Genomic DNA, 13,951 nt, shown 5'->3' with positions numbered 1-13,951 from the left:
AAGAGATTTTTGAAGAGTATGAAACGAAAAGGAGGTTGGTCATTGTACCAGTCTCCTTTTGATATGATATAATAGTTCTATGAGATTGGATAAATTTTTAGTTGCCTGCGCTGTGGGAAGTCGGACTGAGGTCAAAAACTTGCTCAAGTCCGGGCGTGTGACGGTAAATGGTAAAAAAGAAAAATCAGCTAAATTGCAGATTGATGAAGAAAGAGATGAGATTCGCTTTGATGGGCAAGTGCTGGAGTATGAAGAGTTTGTCTACTACATGATGAACAAACCCCAAGGAGTTATTTCAGCGACTGAGGATCCCAAGCACAGAACCGTTCTGGACTTGTTGGATGACTTGGCTCGGAGCAAGGAAGTTTTCCCAGTAGGACGCTTGGATATTGACACGCATGGTCTTTTGCTCTTGACCAATGACGGCAAGCTGGCCCATGCTCTTCTTTCACCTAAGCGTCATGTGGATAAGACCTATCTGGCTCAGGTCAAGGGAATTATGACCCAAGAAGATGTGGAGATATTTGCTGAGGGTATTCCGCTCAAAGACTTTACCTGTCAGCCCGCTGGACTGGAGATTCTTTCCACAGATGCAGAAAAGAATCAGAGCCAAATCCGTGTGACTATTGCAGAAGGGAAGTTCCACCAGGTCAAACGTATGGTGGCTTACTGTGGTAAGGAAGTAGTGGACTTGCAACGTTTGACTATGGGAACGCTAGTCTTGGATGAGAACCTAGAACGAGGGGAATGGCGTCGCTTGACCAAGGAAGAATTAGAAATTCTCCGTGCTAATATTATTTAATTTAGTTTAATACTCAATGAAAATCAAAGAGCAAACTAGGAAACTAGCCGCAGGCTGTACTTGAGTACGGCAAGGCGACGTTGACGTGGTTTGAAGAGATTTTCGAAGAGTATAAATTTGAAAAAGGTGAGGGACAATGTCCTTGCCTTTTATGTTTTTTAGTTGCTTCCTTTGTGAAAAGAGTTATAATAGACTGTAGAATAAAAGGAGGAATCTATGAACGCGATTCAAAAATCATTTACTGATAAACTATTTGCCAATTATGAAGCAAATGTAAAATACCAAGCGATTGAAAATGCTGCTAGCCACAACGGAATTTTTGCAGCTCTGGAACGTCGCCAAAGCCATGTAGATAACACACCTGTTTTCTCATTGGATTTGACTAAGGACAAGGTAACTAACCAGAAAGCGTCTGGTCGTTGCTGGATGTTTGCAGCTCTTAATACCTTCCGCCACAAACTCATTTCACAATATAAATTGGAAAATTTTGAGTTGTCACAGGCTCATACATTCTTCTGGGACAAGTATGAGAAATCCAACTGGTTTTTGGAGCAAGTGATTGCGACTGCAGACCAAGACTTGACGAGCCGTAAGGTTAAATTCCTACTTCAAACACCTCAACAAGATGGTGGTCAATGGGATATGGTCGTTTCCCTCTTTGAGAAATATGGTGTAGTGCCTAAGTCAGTTTATCCTGAGTCTGTTTCATCTAGTAGCAGTCGTGAGCTAAATGCTATCCTTAATAAATTGCTTCGTCAAGATGCTCAAATCTTGCGTGATTTGCTTGTTTCTGGTGCAGATCAAGCGACTGTTCAAGCTAAGAAAGAAGACCTCTTGCAAGAAATCTTTAATTTCCTTGCTATGTCATTGGGTCTTCCGCCACGTAAATTTGACTTTGCTTATCGTGATAAGGATAATAACTACCAAAGCGAAAAGAGCATTACTCCACAAGAATTTTACAAGAAATATGTCAATCTTCCGCTAGAAGACTACGTTTCTGTTATCAATGCTCCAACTGCTGACAAGCCTTACGGTCAATCTTACACAGTTGAGATGTTGGGGAATGTGGTTGGTAGCCGTGCGGTTCGTTACATCAACGTGCCGATGGAGCGCTTGAAAGAATTGGCGATTGCCCAAATGCAAGCAGGTGAGACTGTTTGGTTTGGCTCTGATGTCGGCCAGCTCAGCAACCGCAAAGCTGGAATCCTTGCGACAGATGTTTATGACTTTGAATCAAGCATGGACATTAAACTTACTCAAGATAAGGCTGGACGTTTGGACTACAGCGAAAGCTTAATGACCCACGCTATGGTCTTGACAGGTGTTGACTTGGATGAAAATGGTAAGTCAACCAAGTGGAAGGTTGAAAACTCTTGGGGAGATAAGGTAGGTACAGATGGTTACTTTGTTGCCTCAGACGCTTGGATGGACGAATACACTTACCAAATCGTTGTCCGTAAGGAATTGCTGACAGCAGAAGAACAAGCAGCCTATGAAGCAGAACCAATTGTACTCGCACCTTGGGATCCAATGGGAGCCTTGGCAGAATAATACTCTTCGAAAATCAAATNNTACTCAAGTACAGCCTGCGGCTCGCTTCCTAGTTTGCTCTTTGATTTTCATTGAGTATAAAAGCATAGAAAAAAGGAATCAGATTTTAGAACCTGGTTCCTTTTAAGTTGCTTGATTACATGATGTGAAGAACATGTGCCACAATACCCACTGCGAAGAGTGCAAGGATAATAGTGATTGGAGATACTTTTTTCTTAAGCAAGTACATGCAAAGTAAAGTAAGGAGTAGTCCTGATAATCCAGGAATCAACATATCCAAGTTTTGTTGGAAAGTAGTAACTTTTTCCGGTGTTTGAGACAATCCTTGTCCTACTTGTGCGAATGCTTCTTGGATACCTTTAGATCCTTCTGGCAATTTATCCCAATGGATATAAGCCTTTTCATCTAGTTGAACTTTAGAAACATCGAAAGCAAATTTAATATTTACCCAGCGTTGAACAAGGACAGCAAGAATGAACATCCCAAGGATAGAAGCTCCTTTAGTGATGTCTTGAAGGATACCGCCAGACATATCTTTAGTGATTTCTGATCCAGCCTTGTATCCAACCTCTTGAACATACCACAAGAATGACATACGAATCAAGTTCCATGCAACAAAGAAGAGGAGTGGACCCAAGATATTGCCAGTAAGGGCAAGTGAAGCACCGAGAGATCCAAGGATTGGGCGTACTGTAAACCAGAATACTGGGTCACCGATACCAGCAAGAGGTCCCATCATACCGATTTTAACCCCTTGGATAGCAGCGTCATCGATTTCCACACCGTTAGCACGTTCTTCTTCAAGCGCAAGAGTAACCCCCATGATTGGAGCAGCTACGTATGGATGAGTGTTGAAGAACTCAAGGTGACGCTCAAGAGCAGCGATTTGATCTTCTTTTTTAGTATAGAGTTTTTTGATAGCTGGAATGAGTGTATAAGCCCAGCCCAAGTTTTGCATCCGTTCAAAGTTCCAAGACCCTTGTAAGAAGGTTGAACGCCACCAAACTTTTTTACGATCTGATTTAGTTAATTGAAGTTTTTCAGTCATGATGTTTTCAGTCCTTTCTTATCTTAGTAGTCTTCGAGGATATCGCCGATTGGGTCGTTAGAAGTTGCGGCACCACCACCACCATTTCCACCAGTTTTAGAAAGGTGAAGGTAGATAAGCGCGATAGCAACACCGATAGCACCGAATCCGATTAGAGTAATGTCTGATACGGCAGCAAGAACGAAACCAAGAGCGAAGAATGGCCATACTTCACGAGTTGCCATCATGTTGATAACCATGGCGTAACCAACGGCAACGACCATACCACCACCGATAGCCATACCATCTTTGAGCCAGTCTGGCATAGCACTAAGGATACTTTGTACAGTTTCAGTTGGTACCATAAGGAGAAGAGCTGCAGGAAGCGCAATACGAAGTCCTTGGAAAAGTAGCGCAATAAAATGCGCACGCTCCACAGCGCCGAAGTCACCTTTTTTAGCGGCAGCATCTGCAGTATGAACCAAACCAACTGAGATTGTACGAACAATCATAGTTAAGAATAGACCAGCAACGGCAAGAGGGATAGCAACCGCTTGGGCAACACCGATACCTGTCTTAGTAAAGTCACCACCAAGAACCATGATAATGGCAGCAGCGACAGAAGCAAGTGCAGCATCAGGAGCGATAGCAGCACCGATATTTGACCAACCAAGGGCAATCATTTGAAGCGATCCACCGAGGATAATCCCTGCTTCCAAGTGACCTGTTACAAGCCCAATAAGGGTACAGGCTACAAGTGGTTGGTGAAATTGGAATTGGTCGAGGACACCTTCAAGACCTGCAAGGAAGGCTACAACGACTACTAAAACCATAGAAATAATAGACATGTTTAAAATCCTTTCATAAATAATGGCTTATTTGACATTGGCTTTGTTAATCAAGTCAAACAAATCTTTTTTAGAATCATTTGGTACTTTACGTACGTCAAATTCAACACCGAGGTCACGCATTTTTTCAAATGTAGCAACGTCTTCTTTGTCCATCGACAAAACAGTATTGACCAATGTTTTACCTGTTGAGTGAGCCATTGATCCAACATTAAGAGTTTTGATTGGCACGCCGCCTTCGATGGCACGAAGGGCATCTTGAGGTGTTTCAAACAAGATAAGGGCATGTGTTTCTCCAAAACGTGGGTCTTTTGAAACCTCAATCAGTTTTTGAATTGGAACCACGTTAGCCTTGACATTACCTGGAGCTGCCTGTTTAATCAATTCTTTACGTAATTCGTCTTTAGCTACGTTATCTGAAGCAACGATGATACGGTCTGCTTTTGAATCTGGAGTCCAAGCAGTTGCAACCTGACCGTGAAGTAGACGTGTGTCAAGACGGGCAAGGTTGATTTTGAGTTTACCGTCTCCGATGACAGTTCCTTCTGGAATAGCAGCTTGGGCAACTGGAGCAGCTGCAGCGCTTGCAACTTCTTCAACTGGGTTTAGCTCTTCTGGAAGAGCTTTGATGCCATCTTTGGCTTCTTTGATAATATTCGCAGCGACTTTTTCTACACCTGCAGCAGCGTCCATGAGGCGCTCTGTGTAGGCTTGAATTAACATCGGTAAGTTCAGTCCTGTGATGATGGCAAACTTACGCTCAGGATTTTCTCCCATCACGCGGCTAGCTTGGTTAAATGGAGATCCACTCCAAAGGTCAGCCAAAACTAGAACCTCATCTTCTGCGTCAAATGCAGCAACAGCGTTATTAAACTTAGCGTATAGATCATCAGGACCTTCATTTGGCATAAAGGTTACAACTTGAACCTTTTCTTGTTCACCAAAGATCATAGATCCTGACTGATGAATACCCGCAGCAAACTCGCCGTGGCTCGCAATAATGATTCCGATACTCATTATTGTCATTCCTCCTTTTTTGTTTTAGTTTTCGTTTAAGAAAACTTTAAGACTTTTTAAGTATAAACCGTTTTCATCTAAAAATCAACTATTTATCATAAAATAATTAAAAAGATTACATCTGAAAATGTTGATATATTGAGTTTTAGAGAAGTTTTTTTGAATCCATATTTAAAAATTTAATATAAAAAAGTTGGAAGAGCATTCCAACTTTTAAAATAGGTTTCTATGAAATTAGTGGGTGAAGTCGAGTACCATACGTCCTTGGATTTGACCTTTTTCCATTTCGTCGAAAATGGCAACAGCATCTTCTACTGGACGTTTTTGAACAACTGGGACTACCAGACCTTCTGCACCGAATTGGAAGGCTTCTTCCAAGTCTTTACGAGTTCCTACAAGAGAACCGATGACTTGGATTCCATCTAAAACTGTTTTCACGATGCTAAGTTCCATCATTTCAGAAGGAAGACCAACAGCGACGACGCGACCACCAGCACGAACGGAGTCAACAGCCTGGTTGAAGGCAACTTTAGATACAGCAGTTACGACAGCTGAATGAGCTCCTCCATCAGTTTTTTCCTTGATGAGTCCTGGTACATCATCAACTTCGAGGCCGTTAATCACAATGTCAGCACCTACTTCTTTTGCAAGGGCAAGTTTGTCATTGTTGATATCAACTGCGATAACATGAGCATTGAATACTTTTTTAGCGTATTGAACAGCGAGGTTACCAAGTCCACCAGCACCGTAAAGAACTACCCATTGACCTGGTTCAACTTTTGCTTCTTTAATCGCTTTATAGGTTGTTACGCCAGCACATGTGATAGAAGAGGCTTGAGCTGGATCAAGTCCGTCAGGAACTTTGACAGCATAGTCAGCAGTTACGATACATTGTTCAGCCATACCACCATCTACTGAGTAGCCAGCATTTTTTACTGTACGGCAAAGAGTTTCACGGCCAGTTGTACAGTATTCGCAAGTGCCACATCCTTCAAAGAACCAAGCAACGCTGACGCGGTCACCGACTTTAAGGCTTTTCACATCTGGGGCAATTTCTTTAACGATACCAACACCTTCGTGACCTAGGACACGTCCTGGTACCTGACCGAAGTCACCATGGGCAACGTGGAGGTCGGTGTGGCAAACGCCACAGTATTCAATTTCTACAAGTGCTTCCCCAGTTTCAAGTGGACGGAGCACTTTTTCTTCAACAGCAACACCAGTGCTTTCTGGATTTACAACAATAGCTTTCATAGCTATCCTCCTTTATATTGACCGAGAACAGGGACAACGGGACTGGATTGATTTTGTGTCAACAGAGTCGAGTGTGACGAGCTCTCTTGTATTTATATGTGAAGTATATCACAAAAGAAAGCCTTTTCCAAGGTTTTGGAGGCAAAAAATAGAACAATCGATTAACTGGTTGATGAGACTGTGAAAAGAGCACAAAGACCAGCTTGCAAGCTGGTCAGAATGGGCTATAATAATAAATCTTGTAGGGTTTTGGCAACCCCGTCTTGGTCATTTGTCAAGGAAATTTGCTCATCGGCATAGGGGAGTAGCTCTGGATTGGCATTTTTCATGGCATAGCCCTTCCCAGCAAAAGCGAGCATTTCGGTATCATTGTGTTCATCTCCAAAGGCAATCAAATCTTTTTTGTCACGATTCATTACCTTGAGCAAGTAGTCCAAGGCAAAGGCCTTGTTGACACCTTTTGGGGTACATTCAAGGATATTGAGCGGACCTCCCCAAGTATTGATAGACAGTTGATGCTGGTAGAAGGCGTTCATTTCTTTTGCCAAGGCATATTTGTCATGGGCTCTGGTCTGCAAGAGAATACAGTTAGGGTTCTTGGTCACTAATTCAGGCTGGAATTGATCTTCAGGCTGGAAAGCTTCTACACCAAATAGTTTGGGATTGGCAATTTCTTCATTAGGATTTGTAATGTAGAATTTTTTACGGTATTCTCCAGCGATAAAATCGGCTTGAATGTCCTCTGAACGTCGAACCATGTCTAGCAGATATTTTTTGTCTACAGTTAAACACTTTTCAAAATCCCAAACTTGGTCTGGTAAATGAGTAAGGGAGCCGTTGAAATTAATCATAGGAGTGTTTAAGCCTAGTTCATGGTAAAAATCTTTTGACATGCGGTAAGGGCGACCCGTCGTAATAATAATCTGATGGCCTTTTTCAGCAACTTTTTTAATTGTTTCTTTGGTAAAGTCAGAAATTTGACTGTCTGAGTTGAGCAGGGTTCCATCCAGGTCAACTGCAATAATTTTTTTCGTCATAGGGACCTTTCTAGTGTCTTTTCAGATAAGATGTCTACTATTATAACAAAAAGCAGGCAGAAAAGCAGATTCGAAACCAAAAAAGAAATTTCATCAAATTCTTAAATAAATCAAACAAAGATATTGAAAAAGTGAATGATAAATGATATAATTCTATTATTGTTCGTAAAAATTAAAAGGAGATTGATAATGGACAAATTATTTAAACTAAAAGAGAACGGTACAGACGTTCGTACAGAGGTTCTCGCTGGTTTAACGACTTTCTTTGCAATGAGCTATATTCTCTTTGTAAACCCACAAATTCTTTCGCAAACAGGAATGCCTGCTCAGGGTGTTTTCCTAGCAACGATTATTGGTGCAGTAGCGGGTACCTTGATGATGGCTTTTTATGCTAACTTGCCATACGCTCAAGCGCCAGGTATGGGACTCAATGCCTTCTTTACCTTTACAGTTGTATTTGGACTTGGTTATTCTTGGCAAGAAGCCCTAGCTATGGTCTTCATCTGTGGGATTATTTCATTGATTATTACCTTGACAAATGTTCGTAAAATGATCATTGAATCAATTCCCAATGCTCTTCGCTCAGCTATTTCAGCTGGTATCGGTGTCTTCCTTGCCTATGTAGGGATTAAGAATGCTGGACTTTTGAAATTCACGATTGATCCAGGAAACTATACTGTTATAGGAGAAGGGGCTGACAAGGCTCAAGCAACGATTGCAGCAAACTCTTCAGCAGTTCCAGGATTGGTCAGCTTTAATAATCCAGCTGTTTTGGTGGCTCTTGCAGGACTTGCCATTACTATCTTCTTTGTCATCAAAGGGATTAAAGGGGGAATTATCCTCTCTATCTTGACAACAACTGTTCTTGCTATTGCAGTTGGTTTGGTAGATTTGTCAAGCATCGATTTTGCTAATAACCATGTTGGTGCAGCCTTTGAAGATTTGAAGACAGTCTTTGGTGCAGCTCTCGGTTCAGAAGGTTTGGGAGCTTTGGTTTCAGATACAGCTCGCTTGCCTGAAACTCTGATGGCCATTCTTGCCTTCTCATTGACAGATATTTTTGACACAATTGGTACTTTGATCGGTACAGGTGAAAAAGTTGGTATTGTAGCGACAAATGGTGAAAATCACCAATCAGCCAAGTTGGACAAGGCTCTTTACTCTGATTTGATTGGAACGACAGTCGGTGCCATTGCAGGTACTTCAAACGTAACGACTTATGTTGAGTCTGCTGCTGGTATCGGTGCAGGTGGACGTACTGGTTTGACAGCCTTGGTTGTAGCTATCTGTTTTGCGATTTCAAGCTTCTTTAGCCCACTTCTAGCGATCGTACCAACAGCCGCTACAGCTCCAATCTTGATTATCGTTGGGATTATGATGTTGGCTAGCTTGAAAAATATCCATTGGGACGATATGTCTGAAGCGGTTCCTGCCTTCTTCACATCTATCTTTATGGGATTCAGCTACTCTATCACTCAAGGGATTGCAGTTGGTTTCTTGACTTACACTTTGACTAAGCTTGTCAAAGGTCAAGCTAAAGATGTTCATGTCATGATTTGGATTTTGGATGCCTTATTTATCCTGAACTACATCAGCATGGCACTATAAATGCTATAATATAAAAAGGGGTTCTCCCCTTTTTATATTATAGTTACTTGAAAATTGCTTCAAACTAGGTAGGTGATTTTGATTGAATGGTAGGAGTATAATTGATGATAAAAAAGAATATTTGGGATGAAGTATTAAACAGGGGGAAGTGGTTAATAATCTTTCTAGTAGGGCTTTTGTTTTCTCAGTTTCCTTTAGCCCTAGCAACTTTTCTAACTAGCAGAAAATTTCCACTGCTTCAAACTGGGCTATTAGTAGGGGTCTTATCTCTTGTGGTTTTAACTGTATTTATAATAGGTGCTAGGAAAACACAGTTGGCTAGTTTTGGTTTATCGTTTTTCAAGGCTAAGGATTTGGCTAGATTGGCCTTAAGCTATCTAGTGATTTTTGCCTTTAATATTCTTGGTGTGGTCTTACTGCGTTTGATGAATGAAACAACAACCAGCAATCAATCAAATATTAATGATTTGGTCCAGAATAGTTCCTTAATTTCCAGTTTTTTCTTACTGGTTCTAATAGCTCCTATTTGTGAGGAGATTTTATGTCGAGGAGTGATTCCTAAAAAACTCTTTCGTGGTAAAGAAAATGTGGGTTATATAGTCGGTGCTATTATCTTTGCCTTGCTTCATTTACCGACAAATCTACCTTCTCTTCTTATCTATGGAGGAATGTCAACTGTGCTAACTTGGACAGTTTATAAAACCCAACGTTTGGAAATGTCTATCTTACTTCACATGATTGTTAATGGAGTTTTTTTCTGTTTGTTGGCTCTTGTGGTGATCATGAGTCGGACATTAGGGATTTCTATTTAATACTCAATGAAAATCAANNACGGCAAGGCGACGTTGACGTGGTTTGAAGAGATTTTCGAAGAGTATAAGATTATTGACAATTGCTTACTTGTTTCTACTGGGAAAAAGATGAATGCAATCGTGTCCATCTTTTTCTTTTTATGGTAAAATAGAGAAATAATATGGTGAAAAGCCTTGAGGGAGTGACCGATATGTCAAGTAAAGCCAATCATGCAAAGACAGCTATTTGCGGAATTATCAATGTAACCCCAGACTCTTTTTCGGACGGTGGTCAATTTTTTGCTCTTGAGCAAGCGCTCCAGCAGGCTCGTAAATTGATAGCCGAAGGGGCTAGTATGCTAGATATCGGCGGAGAATCGACTCGGCCGGGAAGTAGCTATGTTGTTGAGATAGAAGAGGAAATCCAGCGTGTTGTTCCAGTGATTAAAGCGATTCGCAAGGAAAGTGATGTCCTCATTTCTATTGATACTTGGAAGAGTCAGGTGGCAGAGGCTGCTTTGGCTGCTGGTGCCAATCTAGTCAATGATATCACTGGTCTTATGGGTGATGAAAAAATGGCCCATGTGGTAGCTAAGGCTGGAGCGAAAGTAGTCATCATGTTTAATCCAGTTATGGCTCGACCTCAGCATCCTAGCTCGCTCATATTCCCTCATTTTGGATTTAATCAAGCTTTTACAGAGGAAGAGTTAGCTGATTTCGAAAAATTGCCAATCGAAGACTTGATGGAGGCTTTCTTTGAACGAGCATTAGCGAGAGCGGACGAAGCTGGTATTGTACCAGAAAATATCCTGTTGGATCCAGGAATTGGCTTTGGTCTGACCAAGAAAGAAAATCTGCTTCTTTTACGGGACTTGGATAAACTACATCAGAAGGGCTATCCAATCTTTCTTGGAGTGTCGCGCAAGCGATTTGTCATCAATATCCTAGAAGAAAATGGTTTTGAAGTCAATCCTGAGACAGAGCTTGGTTTCCGCAATCGAGATACGGCTTCGGCTCATGTAACTAGTATCGCTGCAAGACAGGGTGTGGAAGTGGTGCGCGTGCATGATGTAGCTAGTCACAGGATGGCAGTTGAAATTGCCTCCGCCATTCGTCTGGCTGATGAAGCGGAAAATTTAGATTTAAAACAATATAAATAAGATGAAAGAAATTGAAAACAATCAGTGGATTGCCCACTATCGGACGGATCAACCGCATTTTGGCTTGGAACGAATGGTGGAACTGTTAGCTTTGCGTGGCAATCCCCATCTCAAACTCAAGGTTATCCATATCGGAGGGACCAATGGCAAGGGTTCGACCATTGCTTTTTTGAAAAATATGCTAGAAAAGATGGGGCTGAGAGTTGGGGTGTTCAGCTCGCCCTATCTCATTCATTACACAGACCAGATTAGCATCAATGGAGAATCTATCCCAGAAGCGAGGCTAGAAGCCCTCATGGCAGACTATCAGTCTTTGCTGGAGGGAGAAACGGCCGCCAATTTGCAGGGGACAACCGAGTTTGAGATTATCACAGCTATAGCCTATGATTACTTTGCCTCGGAGCAAGTAGACGTGGCTATCATGGAAGTCGGCATGGGTGGACTTTTAGATAGTACCAATGTCTGCCAGCCCATTTTGACAGGCATCACCACTATTGGACTGGATCATGTGGCCCTACTTGGTGACACCTTGGATGCCATAGCAGAGCAGAAAGCAGGTATTATCAAACAAGGGATTCCCTTGGTAACAGGGCGTATTGCTCCAGAAGCTTTGGCTATGATTGACTGCATTGCGGAAGGGAAAGATGCACTGAGATTTGCCTACGGGACAGATTATCAGGTCAGCCATCAAGAAAGTGTGGTGACAGGGGAAGTCTTTGACTATACAAGTGCTGTCAGACAAGGTCGCTTCCAGACTAGCCTGCTTGGCTTGCACCAGATAGAGAATGCTGGGATGGCCATAGCTTTACTTGATACTTTTTGTTTAGAAGATGGTCGAGAGCTAGCAAGCAATGACCTACTTGGTCAAGCCTTGGAAGAAGCAAGTTGGCCAGGGCGTTTGGAAGTTGTGTCGAGAGACCCCCTGATGATTTTGGATGGGGCCCACAATCCCCATGCTATCAAGGCCTTATTGGCAACCTTGCAAGAACGCTTTGCGGATTATCATAAGGAAATCCTCTTTACTTGTATCAAAACCAAGGCCTTGGAGGATATGTTGGACTTGCTGGGGACAATGCCAGATACCGAGCTTACTCTGACACATTTTGAAGATAGTCGGGCGACTGATGAAAGCGTGTTGGAAGAGGCAGCTAAGTCTAGGAATCTCAACTACCAAGGTTGGCAGGATTTTCTAGAGCAGAAATTGACAGATAAAAAAGAAGAGAAACAAACAGTTAGGATTGTCACGGGTTCCTTGTATTTCTTGAGCCAAGTGAGAGCCTATCTGATGGAGAGGAAGAATGAGAATGGATACACAAAAGATTGAAGCAGCTGTAAAAATGATTATCGAGGCTGTCGGAGAGGACGTTAATCGCGAGGGCTTGCAGGAAACACCTGCTCGTGTAGCCCGTATGTACCAAGAGATTTTTTCAGGTCTTGGTCAAACAGCGGAGGAACATTTGTCAAAATCCTTTGAGATTATTGACGATAATATGGTGGTAGAAAAGGATATTTTTTTCCATACCATGTGTGAACACCACTTCTTGCCATTTTATGGTAGAGCGCATATTGCCTATATTCCAGATGGCCGTGTGGCAGGTTTGTCTAAGCTAGCTCGTACGGTTGAAGTTTATTCTAAAAAGCCACAAATTCAAGAACGGTTGAATATCGAAGTGGCTGATGCCTTGATGGAGTATCTAGGCGCTAAAGGAGCCTTTGTTGTCATTGAGGCGGAACATATGTGTATGAGCATGCGTGGTGTCAGAAAACCGGGCACTGCCACCTTGACGACAGTAGCTCGTGGTCTATTTGAAACAGATAAGGACCTCCGAGATCAGGCTTATCGTTTAATGGGACTATAATACTCTTCGAAAATCAAATTCAAACCACGTCAGCTTNNCGGCTAGCTTCCTAGTTTGCACTTTGATTTTCATTGAGTATAAAAAGAATCCGCTTTGGGCGGATTTTTCTAGAAAGGAATCATTATGGATCAACTGCAGATTAAGGATTTGGAAATTTTTGCCTATCATGGTCTTTTTCCTAGTGAGAAGGAATTGGGGCAGAAGTTTGTCGTTTCAGCCATCCTATCCTATGATATGACCAAGGCGGCGACAGACTTGGATTTAACGGCTTCTGTCCATTATGGAGAACTGTGTCAGCAGTGGACGACTTGGTTTCAGGAAACAACTGAGGATTTGATTGAAACGGTAGCTTATAAACTGGTGGAACGTACTTTTGAGGCCTATCCTCTTGTCCAAGAAATGAAGCTGGAACTGAAAAAACCTTGGGCGCCAGTGCATTTGCCACTAGATACTTGCTCGGTAGCCATTCATCGCCGCAAGCAACGATCCTTTATCGCCCTAGGAAGCAATATGGGAGATAAACAAGCAAACTTGAGACAAGCCATTGAGAAAATGCGAAATCGAGGTATCCATATTCTCAAAGAGTCCAGTGTCTTGACGACGGAGCCTTGGGGTGGTGTGGAGCAAGATAGCTTTGCTAATCAAGTGGTTGAAGTAGAAACATGGTTGCCTGCCCCAGTGCTATTAGAAACCTTGTTAACCATTGAAGCAGAGATGGGACGGGTGAGAGAAGTGCATTGGGGACCTCGTTTGATTGATTTGGACTTGCTCTTTGTGGAGGACCAGGTCATTTATACAGACGACCTCATCCTGCCTCATCCTTACATAGCGGAACGCCTTTTTGTCCTTGAGTCCTTACAGGAAATTGCGCCTCATTTTATCCATCCGACATTAAAGCAACCGATCCGTAACTTGTATAATGCTTTGAAAAAATAGAAAAAACTCTAGTTTTCAGTCGTTTGCAACTGAAGGCTAGAGTTTTTATACTCTTCGAAAA

13 protein-coding genes are annotated in these 13,951 nt (G+C 42.2%); 8 read left to right on the top strand and 5 right to left on the bottom strand.

Going from position 1 to position 13,951, the window contains the following annotated elements; genetic code table 11:
* Nucleotides 1-79 precede the first annotated feature (79 nt).
* Together HT725_RS04030 and pepC are read left to right on the top strand one after the other, a co-directional pair.
* On the top strand, nucleotides 80-802 hold the full coding sequence (locus HT725_RS04030) for a pseudouridine synthase (protein ID WP_173253121.1): 723 nt from the start codon (nucleotides 80-82) through the stop codon (nucleotides 800-802).
* A gap of 216 nt (nucleotides 803-1,018) precedes the next feature.
* Nucleotides 1,019-2,353: an aminopeptidase C gene (gene pepC / locus HT725_RS04025; RefSeq protein ID WP_166736649.1), complete on the top strand. Its 1,335-nt coding sequence runs from the start codon at nucleotides 1,019-1,021 to the stop codon at nucleotides 2,351-2,353.
* Nucleotides 2,354-2,489: 136 nt separating this feature from the next.
* Here the strand turns inward: pepC and HT725_RS04020 are convergent, their stop codons facing one another.
* The 5 genes from HT725_RS04020 to HT725_RS04000 all read right to left on the bottom strand — a co-directional run bounded on the left by HT725_RS04020 (nucleotide 2,490) and on the right by HT725_RS04000 (nucleotide 7,536).
* The gene (locus tag HT725_RS04020) at nucleotides 2,490-3,401 is read right to left on the bottom strand and encodes a PTS system mannose/fructose/sorbose family transporter subunit IID (protein WP_050222832.1); all 912 of its coding nucleotides are present in this window, start codon (nucleotides 3,399-3,401) and stop codon (nucleotides 2,490-2,492) included.
* Nucleotides 3,402-3,424: 23 nt separating this feature from the next.
* The gene (locus HT725_RS04015; protein ID WP_050222833.1) at nucleotides 3,425-4,228 is read right to left on the bottom strand and encodes a PTS mannose/fructose/sorbose transporter subunit IIC; all 804 of its coding nucleotides are present in this window, start codon (nucleotides 4,226-4,228) and stop codon (nucleotides 3,425-3,427) included.
* Nucleotides 4,229-4,255: 27 nt separating this feature from the next.
* Nucleotides 4,256-5,245 (bottom strand): PTS sugar transporter subunit IIB, encoded by a 990-nt coding sequence (locus HT725_RS04010; RefSeq protein WP_166736650.1) that lies wholly within the window; start codon nucleotides 5,243-5,245, stop codon nucleotides 4,256-4,258.
* A gap of 234 nt (nucleotides 5,246-5,479) precedes the next feature.
* Nucleotides 5,480-6,499 (bottom strand): alcohol dehydrogenase AdhP, encoded by a 1,020-nt coding sequence (gene adhP, locus HT725_RS04005; RefSeq protein WP_173253120.1) that lies wholly within the window; start codon nucleotides 6,497-6,499, stop codon nucleotides 5,480-5,482.
* Nucleotides 6,500-6,723: 224 nt separating this feature from the next.
* Nucleotides 6,724-7,536: a Cof-type HAD-IIB family hydrolase gene (locus HT725_RS04000; RefSeq protein ID WP_173253119.1), complete on the bottom strand. Its 813-nt coding sequence runs from the start codon at nucleotides 7,534-7,536 to the stop codon at nucleotides 6,724-6,726.
* Between the two features lie 189 nt (nucleotides 7,537-7,725).
* Here HT725_RS04000 and HT725_RS03995 point away from each other — a divergent pair, with 189 nt between their 5' ends.
* From HT725_RS03995 to folK, 6 genes are all read left to right on the top strand, one after another.
* Nucleotides 7,726-9,144 carry an NCS2 family permease gene (locus HT725_RS03995; protein WP_173253118.1) on the top strand — a complete coding sequence of 473 codons (1,419 nt, stop codon included), beginning with the start codon at nucleotides 7,726-7,728 and terminating at the stop codon, nucleotides 9,142-9,144.
* A 104-nt stretch (nucleotides 9,145-9,248) separates the two neighbouring features.
* Nucleotides 9,249-9,956 (top strand): type II CAAX endopeptidase family protein, encoded by a 708-nt coding sequence (locus HT725_RS03990; RefSeq protein ID WP_173253117.1) that lies wholly within the window; start codon nucleotides 9,249-9,251, stop codon nucleotides 9,954-9,956.
* Nucleotides 9,957-10,117: 161 nt separating this feature from the next.
* Nucleotides 10,118-11,095: a dihydropteroate synthase gene (folP, locus tag HT725_RS03985; protein ID WP_173253116.1), complete on the top strand. Its 978-nt coding sequence runs from the start codon at nucleotides 10,118-10,120 to the stop codon at nucleotides 11,093-11,095.
* Nucleotide 11,096: 1 nt separating this feature from the next.
* Nucleotides 11,097-12,419, top strand: a complete 1,323-nt coding sequence (locus tag HT725_RS03980) for a folylpolyglutamate synthase/dihydrofolate synthase family protein (protein WP_173218034.1) — start codon at nucleotides 11,097-11,099, stop codon at nucleotides 12,417-12,419.
* A complete protein-coding gene (folE, locus tag HT725_RS03975) occupies nucleotides 12,400-12,954 on the top strand; it encodes a GTP cyclohydrolase I FolE (protein ID WP_061827444.1) in 555 nt (184 codons plus the stop codon). Before HT725_RS03980 ends, folE begins: the two co-directional genes overlap by 20 nt.
* A 123-nt stretch (nucleotides 12,955-13,077) precedes the next feature.
* A complete protein-coding gene (gene folK, locus HT725_RS03970; RefSeq protein ID WP_173253115.1) occupies nucleotides 13,078-13,890 on the top strand; it encodes a 2-amino-4-hydroxy-6-hydroxymethyldihydropteridine diphosphokinase in 813 nt (270 codons plus the stop codon).
* Nucleotides 13,891-13,951 lie beyond the last annotated feature (61 nt).

This window comes from Streptococcus sp. 2579, from assembly GCF_013277195.1.
GTDB lineage: Bacteria > Bacillota > Bacilli > Lactobacillales > Streptococcaceae > Streptococcus.
This window is presented reverse-complemented; position numbering and strand designations above follow the sequence as displayed.